The 12,541-nt window shown below is 73.6% G+C and carries 13 protein-coding genes; 2 read left to right on the top strand and 11 right to left on the bottom strand.

The annotated features are described in order from the left end of the window. Window positions 1–37: 37 nt before the first annotated feature. Window positions 38–859 (bottom strand): hypothetical protein, encoded by an 822-nt coding sequence (locus DS079_RS03010; RefSeq protein ID WP_126984754.1) that lies wholly within the window; start codon window positions 857–859, stop codon window positions 38–40. 133 nt (window positions 860–992) lie between these two features. Here DS079_RS03010 and DS079_RS03005 point away from each other — a divergent pair, with 133 nt between their 5' ends. Then, window positions 993–1,244, top strand: coding sequence for a type II toxin-antitoxin system Phd/YefM family antitoxin (locus DS079_RS03005; RefSeq protein WP_126984753.1), 252 nt, complete (start codon window positions 993–995; stop codon window positions 1,242–1,244). Beyond that, on the top strand, window positions 1,241–1,651 hold the full coding sequence (locus tag DS079_RS03000) for a type II toxin-antitoxin system VapC family toxin (RefSeq protein WP_126984752.1): 411 nt from the start codon (window positions 1,241–1,243) through the stop codon (window positions 1,649–1,651). Before DS079_RS03005 ends, DS079_RS03000 begins: the two co-directional genes overlap by 4 nt. Before the next feature lie 12 nt (window positions 1,652–1,663). Here DS079_RS03000 and DS079_RS02995 read toward each other — a convergent pair whose 3' ends face one another. From DS079_RS02995 to DS079_RS02950, 10 genes are all read right to left on the bottom strand, one after another. Beyond that, entirely contained in the window at window positions 1,664–2,176 is a 513-nt protein-coding gene (locus DS079_RS02995; protein ID WP_126984751.1) for a GNAT family N-acetyltransferase, read from the bottom strand. After that, entirely contained in the window at window positions 2,173–3,873 is a 1,701-nt protein-coding gene (locus DS079_RS02990) for a dipeptide ABC transporter ATP-binding protein (protein ID WP_126984750.1), read from the bottom strand. Before DS079_RS02990 ends, DS079_RS02995 begins: the two co-directional genes overlap by 4 nt. Beyond that, on the bottom strand, window positions 3,870–4,751 hold the full coding sequence (locus tag DS079_RS02985; protein ID WP_126984749.1) for an ABC transporter permease: 882 nt from the start codon (window positions 4,749–4,751) through the stop codon (window positions 3,870–3,872). The genes DS079_RS02990 and DS079_RS02985 overlap by 4 nt, the downstream gene beginning before the upstream one ends. Continuing rightward, window positions 4,748–5,773 carry an ABC transporter permease gene (locus DS079_RS02980; RefSeq protein ID WP_126984748.1) on the bottom strand — a complete coding sequence of 342 codons (1,026 nt, stop codon included), beginning with the start codon at window positions 5,771–5,773 and terminating at the stop codon, window positions 4,748–4,750. Before DS079_RS02980 ends, DS079_RS02985 begins: the two co-directional genes overlap by 4 nt. Continuing rightward, window positions 5,770–7,509 (bottom strand): ABC transporter substrate-binding protein, encoded by a 1,740-nt coding sequence (locus tag DS079_RS02975; RefSeq protein ID WP_126984747.1) that lies wholly within the window; start codon window positions 7,507–7,509, stop codon window positions 5,770–5,772. Before DS079_RS02975 ends, DS079_RS02980 begins: the two co-directional genes overlap by 4 nt. Beyond that, on the bottom strand, window positions 7,506–8,762 hold the full coding sequence (locus DS079_RS02970; protein ID WP_126984746.1) for an aminotransferase-like domain-containing protein: 1,257 nt from the start codon (window positions 8,760–8,762) through the stop codon (window positions 7,506–7,508). Before DS079_RS02970 ends, DS079_RS02975 begins: the two co-directional genes overlap by 4 nt. Then, entirely contained in the window at window positions 8,762–10,174 is a 1,413-nt protein-coding gene (locus DS079_RS02965) for an FAD-binding oxidoreductase (protein WP_126984745.1), read from the bottom strand. The genes DS079_RS02970 and DS079_RS02965 overlap by 1 nt, the downstream gene beginning before the upstream one ends. A 285-nt stretch (window positions 10,175–10,459) precedes the next feature. Continuing rightward, entirely contained in the window at window positions 10,460–10,996 is a 537-nt protein-coding gene (locus tag DS079_RS17325) for a hypothetical protein (RefSeq protein ID WP_126984744.1), read from the bottom strand. An 81-nt stretch (window positions 10,997–11,077) separates the two neighbouring features. Next, window positions 11,078–12,076 (bottom strand): cation diffusion facilitator family transporter, encoded by a 999-nt coding sequence (locus tag DS079_RS02955; protein ID WP_126984743.1) that lies wholly within the window; start codon window positions 12,074–12,076, stop codon window positions 11,078–11,080. Continuing rightward, entirely contained in the window at window positions 12,073–12,423 is a 351-nt protein-coding gene (locus DS079_RS02950; protein WP_010550115.1) for an ArsR/SmtB family transcription factor, read from the bottom strand. Before DS079_RS02950 ends, DS079_RS02955 begins: the two co-directional genes overlap by 4 nt. Between the last annotated feature and the right edge of the window lie 118 nt (window positions 12,424–12,541).

The raw sequence follows: 12,541 nt of genomic DNA, 5'->3' as shown, positions 1-12,541 counted from the left end.
AGCCGGCTCCGCCTGCCTGCCGACCCCCGTCCGCCGCTCAGCCGATGTCGAGCCCGGCGCTGAGCGCCATGTTCCCGGCGATCATCGCCGCGAGCACGACCAGGCCGAGCACCGGCACGGCCCTCAGCCGCAGCGGCTCGGGTCGCACCTCGCGGACACGGCCGGCGAAGATGTTCGCCATCGGCGCGAAGACGAAGGTGGCCGTGCCCGCCGCGAGGATCGCGATCTGCTCGCCCGCTCCCATCTCCGCCCCGCTGAGCACGAGATACAGCAGGGCAAGCAGCACCGAGGCGATCATCCCCCACAGCCAGGGGAACAGGGTCACGGCGTTGCGCCGCACGGGGTCCTCACCCGCGAAGCGCGCCATGTGCGGGGCGAAGGCCCAGGCGTTGGCGAACATCCCGCCGACGCCCACGCCCAGCAGGGCGAACTGGGCCACGATCGGCAGGCCCAGCAGCTGCGCCGCCATTCCCGTGTCCCCGGCGCCGAACGGCGTCAGGCACAGGTAGGTCACGGCCTCCTGCACGGAGACGAAGGCGAACCAGACCCAGACCAGGTGGGCGAGGTCCCCGCGGCCCCGCAGCGGGGTCCACCGCTGCAGCAGGACACCCGTGACGAGGCTGAACGCCGGTCCGGCGAGCAGGGCCACGACCTCCGCGGAGACGGCGAGATCGCCGTGGTGGAGGACGCCGAAGGGATAGAGCGTCCCGCCGTGGCCGAGGAGGAGTCCCGCGACGAGATGGGCGATCTCGTGCAGGAAGATCATCAGCGCGCTCGCGATCAGCGCGGCGACGAGGCTGTTCAGGAGGAGGGTGCGGGAGGAGGGGAGGGGCATGGAATCTCTGTCGTCGAGAGCCATGCTCAGATAGTGGCACCCCGAGAGCTGCGCGGGGGTGATTCGCCCGATTCCATGACAGCTGTCATGGCTCTGGCGCCCTGCCTCGACCCCTCGTAAAATACCTACTGAAGGTACACCTCGGGAGGAGGGCGGCGTGGGGACCACGATCACGAGCAGGGAGTTCAATCGCGACGTCTCGGCGGCGAAGCGTGCCGCGGAGGACGGGCCGGTGACCATCACCGATCACGGCCGGCGCTCGCACGTGCTCCTGACAGCCGAGGAGTTCGACCGGCTCAGCGGGGCGCGCGAGCATCTGGGGGATCGGCTCTGGGCTCGGGGGACGGAGGAGATCGACCTCGAGCTGCCGCCGAGACGGATCGAAGCTCCTCGCGAGGACGACCTGTGAGATATCTGCTGGACACGAACGTCCTCAGCGATGCCCGAGCGAAGAGGTCGCCCGAGCTGATGGCCTGGCTCGAGGAGCAGCCGATGGTCGATCTCCGCCTCAGCGCCATCACATTGCTGGAGCTCGAGCGTGGAGTCCGTCGGAAGGAGCGCACGGATCCCGTCGGCGCCGGCCCGCTGCGACGATGGCTCGAGGAGGACGTTCGCGCGACCTTCGCACGGCGAGTGCTCCCGGTCGACGATGACGTCGCGGTCGCGGCAGCAGCCCTGCACGTCCCGGACCCCATGCCGGAGATGGATGCGCTCATCGCCGGGACCGCGCTGGTCCATGGCCTCACGCTGGTCACCCGGAATATCAAGGACTTCACCAGGGTTCCGGTGGCGCTCTTCGACCCGTGGACTCGCTGAGCCGTAAGGAGCTCAGGGTTCCGCCCGCAGCACCTTCCGGAAGCACACGCTGATCCCGTCGGCCGGGTCGTAGGGCGCGAACACCTCGATCCGCTCCCAGCCCTCGCGCTCGTAGAGCGCGATCGCCTCGGGCTGCCGGTTGCCGGTCTGGAGGAACAGCTCGCCCGCGCCGCGGTCCCGGGCCGCGTCCTCGAGCCGGGCCAGGATCCGGCTCGCGAGGCCCAGCCTCCGATGGTCCGCGTCGACGACCAGGCGCTTGACCTCCCAGCGGTCCGGCAGGCGGCGCAGCGTCCCGGTCGCGGCGGGCTTCCCGTCCACGAGCGCGAGCACCACCACGGCCACGTCCTCGGCGCTCGGAGGGGCCGGGCGAGGGGAGCCCTGGCGCAGGGCCGCGTAGCGGGGCGAGAGCTCGACGTCCATCGACTCCCGCAGCGCTGCGCCGCGCGGGTCGTCCCAGTCGGTGTCGGCCCAGGTCAGGATCCGACCGCCCGGCAGGACGGCGAGGGAGGAGGCGGTGGTGGTCATGCGCTGGCCCCCACGTCCTGGCGGGCGGGGATCGAGGCGATGAGCCGGCGCGTGTACTCCTCGCGCGGGGCGGCGAAGACCTCTTCGACGATCCCGGACTCGACCACCTCGCCGCGGCGGAGCACGGTGAGGGTGTCGGCGAACTGCCGCACCACGCCGAGGTCGTGCGAGATGAACAGGTAGGTCAGGCCCAGGTCCCGCTGCAGCGTGGCGAGCACCTCGAGGATCGAGGCCTGCACCGTCACGTCCAGGGCGCTGGTCGGCTCGTCGAGCACGAGCACCTCGGGACGCAGCGCGAGGGCGCGGGCGATTGCGACCCGCTGCCGCTGCCCGCCCGAGAGCGCCCCCGGACGCCGGCTGCGCAGCGCCTCGGGCAGGCGCACCGCCTCGAGCGCCCATGCCGTCCGCTCCGCCCGGTCGGCGCGGTCGCCGACCTTGTAGTGCTCGAGCGGCTCGCGCACGATCCGCTCGACGGTGAAGCGCGGGTCCAGCGAGGTGAAGGGGTTCTGGTGGACGAGCTGCAGGTCGCGCCGCAGCGCACGCAGCCCGACGGGATCGGCGGGGTCGACGGGACGGCCGCCGACGGAGAGGGCGCCGGCATCCAGCGTCTCGAGCCCCAGCAGCGCCCGGGCCGCGGTGGACTTCCCCGAGCCGGACTCGCCGACCAGGGCGTGGGTGCGGCCGCGGGGGATCGCGAAGGAGACGTCCGCGAGGGCGCGCACCTCCCGGTCGCGGGTGCGGAAGGTGCGGGAGATGCGGCCTGCCTCGACGTGCGCGACGCCGGCCGGGTGGCGCCCGTCCCGCTCGGCGCGCAGCGGCGCGAAGCGGTCCGGGTTCAGCCCCGGCACGTCGGCCTGCAGCGTGCGGGTGTACTCGGCGCGCGGCGTCGTGAACACGGTCGCGGTGGGGCCGGCCTCCTGCACCTCGCCCTGCTGCAGCACCACCACCTCGTCGGCGCGGGAGGCGGCGAGGGCGAGGTCGTGGGTGATCAGCAGGATCCCGATCCCGAGCTCGGCCCGCAGCTCGTCGAGCAGGTCGAGGATCTGCTTCTGGACGGTGACGTCGAGGGCGCTGGTGGGCTCGTCGGCGATCAGGAGCCGCGGGCCGGGCAGGATCGCGAGCGCGATCAGCACCCGCTGCAGCTGCCCGCCGGAGAGCTGATGGGGGAAGGAGTCGAGGATCCGTCCCGGCTCGGGCAGGCCCACCCGCTCGAGCGCCGCGTGCACGAGCGCCTCGCGCTCCTCGCTGCGACGGGCGCCGGGCACGAGCGCCGCCGCCTCGAGGGCCTGGGCCCGGATCGTGCGCACCGGGTTCAGGGAGGAGCCCGGGTCCTGCGGCACGAAGCCCAGCACCCTCCCGCGCAGCGGCAGGAACTCCCGCTCGCGCAGGCCCGTCACCTCGCGGCCCTCGATCCGGATCGACCCGTCCACGCGGGCACGGCGGGTGCCGAGCAGGCGCAGCACGGCCCGCGCGATCGTGGACTTGCCCGAGCCGGACTCGCCGATCAGGGCGAGGGCACGGCCCGCGCCGACGGCGAAGGAGACCCCGTGGACCACCTCGGCGGGGCCGTAGGCGACGCGCAGGTCCTCGACCTGCAGCAGCGGCGGGGCAGGGACGGCGGTGTCGGCGGCCGCCGCGGTGGCGGCGGAGGCCTCGGCGGCGGAGGCGTCGGCGGTGGATGCGGCAGTGGAGTTCATCGGTTCCTCCCGAGGTCGAGCCAGCTGGACAGGCGGCTCACGGACAGCACGACGACGGCGATGACGAGGCCCGGGGCGATCACGAGCCACGGGGCGTGCAGGAGGTGCTCGCGGCCGTCGGAGACGAGCAGGCCCCAGTCGGAGGCGGGTGGGGGATCGCCGTAGCCGAGGAAGGCGAGCCCGGCGATCACCAGGATCGCGATGCCGAACTGGAGCACCGCGAGCGAGAGCACGGGGCGCACCGCGTTCGGGAGCACATGGCGCAGCAGGACGTATCCGGCCGAGGCGCCGCTGAGGCGGGCCGCCTCGATGAACACGCTGGTGCGCACCCGCAGCACCTCCGAGCGCATCAGCCGCGCGAACACCGCCACCGCCGAGACGCCGGTCGCGATCGCCGCATTGCGGGTGTCGTAGCCGAGCGCGGTCACGATCACCACCGCGAGCAGGAAGCCCGGGATCGCCAGGAGCACCTCGACCACGCGGCCGATCACCGCGTCGACCCAGCCGCCCAGGTACCCGCCCAGCAGGCCCAGCAGCCCGCCGGCGAGCACGCCGATCGCGACCGCGATCAGGGCGCTGGTCATCGAGGAGGCGGAGCCGTGGACGATGCGGGTGAGCAGGTCCCGGCCCAGGTGGTCGGTGCCCAGCCAGTACCCGGCGCCGGGCGCGGTGAACTTGTCGTCCGGCACGCCGACGGCGGGATCGTGCCCCGTGACCAGGCCCGGGGCCAGCGACCACAGGAGCACGACGGCGAGCACGGCGAGGCTCGCCAGCACGCTCGCGGGCGGGAGGCGACGGGAGAGGGCACGGGCCGGGGCCGTCGCGGCGGCGACGGGACCGCCGGCGACCGGGCCGGGGGCGGCATCCAGGACGCTCATCGCAGATCCTCCTTCCCGCGCAGGCGCGGGTCCAGCAGCGGGTAGAGCAGGTCGATCACGAGGTTCACCACCACGAACACCAGCGCGGAGAGCACCACGGCCGCGAGCAGCACCGGCACGTCCTGCGCGGCGACCGCCTTCTGCACCAGCGTGCCCACGCCGGAGCGGCCGAAGATCGCCTCGGTGATCAGGGAGCCGCCGAGGACCTCGCCGAGCACGAGCCCGATGATCGTCACCGTCGGCAGCAGGGAGGGGCGCAGCAGATGCCGCACCACGACCTGTCCCGGGCGCAGGCCGCGCGCGAGGGCGACCTCGGCGTAGTCCTGACCGGCCGCCTCGTCCAGCGCCGTGATGAACACCTGCGCGATCTGCGCGGAGACCGGGATCGCGAGGGTCAGGGCGGCGGCGAGGGTGGAGCCGGGGCTGTGCGGCTCGACGAGGCTGAACAGCCCCAGCGTCACCGCGAGCACCTGGATCAGCACCAGGCCGATCAGGAAGTTCGGGGTCGAGAGGAACACCGCGGGCAGGGCACGGACCAGGGTGTTCGCGGGGCCCTCGGGCAGCAGCCGGGAGGCCAGGGCCAGCACCGCCGCGATCAGCACGGCGAGGACGAGCGCGGTCGCGGCCAGCGCCAGGGTCGAGGGGATCGCGGCGCCGAGCATCGCGGTGACCGGCTGCGCGGTCGACAGCGAGGTGCCCAGGTCGCCCGTCAGCGCATGGCCCAGCGAGACGAGGAGCTGGACCAGCACGGGCCGGTCCAGGCCGTGGAAGGCGCGGATCTGCGCCTTCTCCGCCTCGCTGTACCCGGCCTGGGGGTCGTCCAGCTGCGCGGAGATCGGATCGCCCGGGATCGCGGCGAGGACCGCGAACACGAGCACGTAGGCGAGCACCACCACGATCAGCGCCTGCCCTGTGCGACGCAGCGCGAAGGACGCGTAGCGGCGGGCGGTGCGCGCGGCGGCCGACGAGGCCGCGAGGGTCCCCGTCGGCCCGCCCGGGGCGGTGGGGGTCAGGACGCTCATGAGGGCTCCTTGCGGGCGGCGTGGTAGGAGGGGATCGCGACCGCGTTGAAGGTGATACCGGTCAGCTCGGGGGACTGGACGTAGATGCGCTGCACGTTCTGCTCGAGCGGGATGAAGTACGCCTGCTCGAGCACGTGCCGGGAGAGCTCCTCGACCAGCGGGGCGCGCTCCTCGCGGGTCGCGGCGCCGGCGACCTCGTCCCGCAGCCGCACCAGCTCCGCATCGGAGGAGCCGGTCTGGAACCAGTCCTCGCCCTCGTCGGTGATCACCCCGGCGACCGTGCCGACGTCCACGAAGCTGCGCGTCACCTCGCCCACGCCCTGCTCGGGGTCGTTGGTGACCCGCTCGGTCCAGGTGGGGATGTCGAGCTTCTGGGTGCGCACCCGGATCCCGAGGCGGCCCAGGTGCTGGGAGATCAGCTCCGCCTCGGGCACCGAGCCGGTGAGGTAGGGGGTGGGGTAGATGGTGAAGCCCAGCTCGACCCCGTCCTTCTCCCGGAAGCCGTCCTCGTTCCGGCCGGTCCAGCCCGCCTCGTCGAGCAGGGTCGCGGCGAGCTCGGGATCGTAGGAGAACAGCTCGGTGAGGTCGGTGGTCTCCGGCACCCCGGCCTGCAGCCAGCTGGTCGCCGGCTGCCAGGCGTCGGTGAACACGGTGCGGAGGATCTCGGCGCGGTCGATGCCGCGGGTGACGGCCTGCCGCACGCGCACGTCGTCGAAGGGCGCGACCTGCGTGCGCAGGCTGTAGCCGTGCACGAAGCCGAGATAGCGGGGCACCTCGATCACGAAGCCGGCCTCGGTGAAGGCATCCAGCACCTGCGGGTTCACGTTGTAGGAGAGATCGGTCTGGCCGGCCCGCGCGGCGGAGGCGCGCAGGGTGTCGTCGGGCAGGACCGTGAAGGTGATCGCGGCGAGCTGCGCCGGCCCGCTCGCACCGAGCGCCTCCGGAGCCCAGTCGTAGTCCTCGCGCCGCACCAGGCGCACGCGCTGCCGCGGCTCCCAGCTCTCCAGCACGAAGGGTCCCGAGCCGATCTGGCTGGCCAGGTCGGCCTGCTCCTCGAGGGAGAGGGCGAGAGAGGAGGGGGCCATCAGCTGGCAGCCGTGATAGCCGAGGGTGGGCAGGAAGGACAGCGTCGGCGCGGTGAAGGTGACCCGCACGGTCAGCGGATCCAGCGCCTCGGCGCCCTCGTAGGTGCCGCCGGGGAACAGGCCCACCCGCGCCAGGCCCTCGTCGGGGCGGCCGACGGCCCAGGCCTCGAGGTTCGCGAGCACCGCCTCGGCGTCCAGCGGGGTGCCGTCGGAGAAGGTGACGCCCTCGCGCAGGTGCAGCACGTACTCGGTCGCCTCCTCGTTCTGCTCCCAGTGCGTCGCGATCCAGGGGGTGACGGCTCCCTCGGGATCGGTGTGGACGAGCTTGTCGGTCAGCTGCTGCCACACGTTCGCCTCGTAGCTGGAGATCGCGCTCTTGGAGGGGACCCAGCCGCCGTCGAGGTTCGAGATGAGGAAGGAGAGCTCGAGGTCGTCTCCCGCGCCGCCGCTGCCGCCCCCGTCGGCGAGGGCGCCGTCCAGGGCGCAGCCGGCCAGGGGCAGCGCGGCGAGGCCGAGCGCACCGGCGCCGAGGCCCTGGAGCAGACGGCGGCGGCTCGTCCCGTCGGGGCGTGCGGTGATCGCGCGCCCGTCGATCGCGGCCCCGTCCTCCGGCGGTCCGACGGGTCCCGGCGCGGGGCGGCGGGCGCTCATCGTCGGGCCTCGGGGGCGGTCAGGGCGGCGATCAGGCGCTCGGCGCCGTCGGTCAGCGCGGCCTCGTCGAGGTGGCTGATGCCCACGCGCAGGCGGCCGTGGTCCTCGTCGTCCCCGGTGAGGAAGAAGTACCGCCCCAGCGCCATGTCGGTGCCGAAGCGCTCCCGGGCCAGGCGCTGCGCCGCGGCGAGGTCGATCCCGTCGTCCAGCACCCGCGCCCACAGGAAGATCCCGCCGGTGCGCTGCTCGATGCGCACGCCGCCGGGCACACCGGTCTCGAGCAGGTGCGCGAGGAGGTCGGCGCGGAGGGCGTAGCGGGTGCGGGCGCGGTCCGCGATCGCCTCGAGGCCTCCGTCGAGCCCCTCGCGTCCCCCGGCGCCGACGACCCGCTCGACCACCGACTGCACCAGCACGGAGGAGTGCTGGTCCTGGTTGGCGCGCAGGCGGGTCACGGGGCCGACGAGCCAGCTCGGCAGCACCAGATAGCCCAGGCGCAGCCCGGGCCCGAGGATCTTCGAGAAGGTGCGCACGCGCACCACGAGCTCCGAGTCGGTCGGATAGTCCTCGGGCACCTGGACGCCGGGGAAGGCGAGGCCCGCGTAGGCGTTGTCGGAGACGATCACGAAGCCGTAGTGCTCGGCGAGGGCGGTCAGCCGCTCGCGCTGCAGAGCCGGGGTGATCAGGCCGGTCGGGTTGTGGAAGTCGGGCACCGTGTAGAGCAGCTTCGGCCGCGCCCCGGCCTCGAGCCGGTCCTCGAGGGCGTCCAGGTCCAGCCCCTCCGCGGTGAGCGGCAGGGGCAGCACCTCGACCTCGTGGTGCTGGAGGTCGCGGAAGATCAGCGGATAGGTCGGGTCCTCCACCACGATCCGGTCGCCGCGGTCCAGCAGCGCGTCGAACAGCAGGGAGAGGCCGTGGAAGGCGCCGTTGGTGAGCAGCACCCGGGAGGCGTCCACGCCCTCGCGGCGCGCGATCCACTCCCGCAGCGGCGCGATGCCCGCCGGGGTGCTGTACTGCAGCGCGCCGACGAGCGCGGCGGGATCGGAGGTGAGGTCCTCGGCCGCGCGGTGCAGCGCCTCCAGCGGGAGGTCCCCGGCACTCGGCGCGCCGCCGAGGAGGGAGACGGCGCCGGGCAGGGGAGAGGCGGCGGGGCCGAAGCCGCGGGCGAGGTCCTCGCGTGCGCCGAGTCGGGAGAGCAACCCCGCGGAGAGGCTCTCCGGGGTCAGGGCGGCGGGGTCGAGGGCGGTCGTGCTCATCACAGGGCCTTCCCGGGGTTGAGGAGCTGATGGGGGTCGAAGGCGGTCTTCAGGCGGTGCTGGAGGTCGCGGGAGGCGGGGGAGAGCTCGAGGTCGAGCCAGCCGCGCTTCGCGGTGCCGATGCCGTGCTCCCCGCTGACGGTGCCGCCGAGCGCGAGCGCGGTGCGGACCAGCTCGTCGGCCGCCGCCAGCAGCGGGGCGGGCAGCTGGTCGGGCGCGTGGTCCTCGGAGCGGGGGAGGGCGAGGGAGGGGTGGAGGTTCCCGTCGCCGGCATGGGCGATCGCGGAGGTCTCCACACCGTGGCGCCGTCCGATGCCGGGCAGCGCCTCGAACATCTCGCCGAGGCGGGACTTCGGCACCGCGACGTCCTCGCCGAGGCGGTGCCCGCCCGCGCCGGAGCCGCGGCCGGAGCGGCGCAGCTCCCACAGGTGCTCCGCCTCGGCCTCCTCCTCGATCTCGCGCACGGTGCCGCCGGCCGCGGTGAGCGCGGCGGCGAGGTCCGCGAGCTGCTCGTCGATGCCGTAGCCGTCGAGCTCGATCAGCAGGATCGTGCTCTCACCGCGGGCGAGCTCGGAGCCGGTGTGCGCATCGATGTCGGTGAGGGTGGGGCCGTCCATCAGCTCGGTCGCGGCGGGCCGGACGGGGGTGCGGGAGATCGCGTTCACGCCCTCGGCCGCGGCGCCCGCCGAGTCGAAGCGCGCCAGGACGGTGCGTCGTGCGACGGGCAGCGGACGGATCCGCACGGTCGCGGCCGTGATGACGGCGAGGGTGCCCTCGGAGCCGATCAGCAGCTGGGTGAGGTCGAGGCCGGTGACGCCCTTGATCGTGCGGTGCCCGGTGCGCAGCAGCGTGCCGTCGGCGAGGACCGCCTCGAGGCCGAGCACGGACTCGCGCGTGACCCCGTACTTCGCGCAGTGCAGCCCGCCCGCGTTGGTCGCGACGTTCCCGCCGATCGTGGACAGCCGCGCGCTCGCGGGATCGGGGGCGTAGAAGACGCCGTGCGGGGCGAGGGCGGCGGAGAGGTCGGCGGTGATCACCCCGGCCTCGACCACCGCGACCTCGTCGAGCAGGTCGATCTCGCGGATCCGGGTGAGCCGCTCCAGGCCCAGCACGATCGCGCCGGTGCTCGGGGCGGCGCCGCCGGAGAGTCCGGAGCCGGAGCCGCGCGGCACGACGGGGGTGCGGGTCTCGTGGGCCAGGCGCAGCACCTCCTGCACCCCGGCGGTGTCCGCCGGCAGGACCAGGAGGAAGGCGGTGCCGTCCGGAGCCTGCACCGCCGTGTCGCCGGCGTAGCGCGGCGCGGGGTCCTCGATCACCGCCTCGTCCCCGAGCAGGGGGCGCAGGTGCGCGGCGAGCTCGGCGAGGCGCTCGGCGGGGCGGGCGTCGGTGAAGGGGCTGGCGAGGCTGGTCACGGGGCGGGACTCCAGGTGGGCCGGGCTGTGGTCGTGGCCCAGGGTGCGCCCTCGCCCTCCATAAGCGCAAGTGCTGACCGTCATAAGTCGTCACGGTGGGTGATCTGCGGCATCCCGAGGGGTGTGTCCGCCCTCTCCGCGTCGACCTGCTCTGCGCCGGCCCTCTCCGTGTCCGTGCCCTCCGCATCCGCCCCTCCAGGTCCGGCCTCCCGCGTCCGGACGTGACGAGGCCCCGCCGGTCACAGAGCGGCGGGGCCTCGTCGACAGGACCTCTCGAGGTCCTGGTCAGTGCCCGGGCGGGCGGAACCCGGCCTGTGCGTACTGTGCGCGCAGGCGCTCGTTGTGGCGGGAGGCGGCCAGGCACCCCCAGACGATGCTCGTGATCCACGCGGCGATCCCGATCAGCGGCACCAGGGTGAACAGGACCGCCCCGAACCCGAGGGTGAGCACCGAGAGCACGCCGATCAGGATCGAGGCCAGCAGGATCGCGCCGAGCGTGATGCCGAGCAGGATCAGCGCCCCCGGCACGGTCGCGTAGAACATACCGAGCACCCCGAAGAAGAAGGTCAGCACGAAGGCGACCCCCACGCTCTTCTCGGCGGGCATCACGACCACCGGCGGCGGTCCGTAGGCACCCTGCGCCGGGACCCACGGCTGCACCGCGCCGTGCGGGACGGCCCTGTCCGTCGGCCCGCCGTGCGCGCCCCCTGGCGCGCCGGTCGCGAACGGGTCGTACTCCCGTCCCTGCGGTGCGAGGCCGCGCGGCGGCACCGTCGTCCCCTCGATCACGGGCCCGTGCCCGTCGTGCCCCGGATGTGTCATCGGAGTCCCCCTCGGTCGACTCCGCTCATCGTACGGGCGGGATCGGACACCTGTCCGGGGCCGACGAGGATGTGGACGGGGTCAGCCCTGCGCGTCCGCGTCGTCCCGGGGCGGGCGCAGCGCGGCCTCGTCCTCGCCGTGGATCGGGACGTGCGCCTCGGGGATGTCCTCGTAGCTCGCAGGATCGGAGATCGGCTCGAGATGGGTGAGCACGTGCAGGGTCGGCATGACGCCCATCAGCTCGTGCTCGAGTCCCTCGATGTAGTCGTGGCCGCGCTTGACCGTCCAGTCGTCGGGCACGAGCACGTGCACGTTCATGTACTTCTCCTGCCCCGCCTCGCGGGTCTGCAGGCCGTGGAAGGTGACGGTCCCGTCGGTGCGGCGGCGCAGGATCTCGGTGATCACCTCGTGCTCCTCGTCCGGCAGCGCCTTGTCCAGCAGGCCGGAGACGGACTCGGTGATCAGGCCGATGCCGGTGACGATGATGTTCACGCCGACCGCGAAGGCGACGAGCGCATCCAGTCGCTCCCAGCCGGTCAGCACCACCAGCGCCACGCCCACCAGCACGCCCGCGCTCGTGACCACGTCGGTCATCAGGTGCTTGCCGTCGGCGCGAAGGGTGATCGAGTCGTGCTGCTTCCCGGCGCGCAGCAGCACGAGCGCCACGCCGCCGTTGACCAGCGAGGCGATCACGGAGATCGCGAGGCCCCAGCCGACGTTCTCGAGGGGCCGCGGGTTCAGGAAGCGCTCGACCGCGGTGACCAGGATGACGCCGGCGGCGGCGAAGATCATCACGCCCTCGACCGCGGCGGAGAAGTACTCCGCCCTCGCGCGGCCGTAGAGGAAGCGCTCGGTGGCCGGGCGGAACGCGACGCGCAGCGCGATCAGCGCGACGACCGCGGCGACGAGGTTGACCACCGACTCCGCCGCGTCGGAGAGCAGGCCGACGGAGCCGGTCATCACCCAGGCGCCGGCCTTGAGGGTGATCGTGACGATCGCCGCGGCGATCGAGAGCCAGGCGAACTTCGTCAGGTCCACCTTCTGGCGGACGGGACGGGAGGAGGTCTCGGTGCTGCTCACGGATGGTCCTTGCGGGGAGGGTCGGGGGCGAGGGAGCCGTCGGGGGCGATGTGCTCGAAGATCTGCTCGACGAGCTGGACCACGTGCGGGTCCTCGACGGTGTAGTAGCTGTGGCGGCCCTCGCGGGTCGCCGAGACGATGCCGGTCAGGCGCAGCTTGCGCAGGTGCTGGCTGGTGGTGGGCAGGCTCAGGCCCACCCGCTCCGCGAGCTCGCCCACGTCGTAGCGGCCCGTGCTCATCAGCTGCACGAGATGGAGGCGGGCGGGGCTGGCCAGCATCGAGAAGGTGTCCGCGGCCGCGGCGAGCTGCGGCTCGGTGGGCGCGCGGTCCTCCGGGGGCGTCGTCATGCCCGCCATCCTCCCTAACGTTTCGTCATTCGCGCAACTGACGAAATGGACGATGTGGCGCGCCCGACGGGAAGTGCGCCCTGAGCGGCGGCGGCGCGTCGTACTGTGAGGCCCCCGT

The organism is Brachybacterium paraconglomeratum, assembly GCF_003994255.1.
GTDB classification, from domain to species: Bacteria; Actinomycetota; Actinomycetes; order Actinomycetales; family Dermabacteraceae; genus Brachybacterium; species Brachybacterium conglomeratum.
Note: the sequence above shows the minus strand (reverse complement) of the source record. Positions and strands in the feature narration are given on the sequence as shown.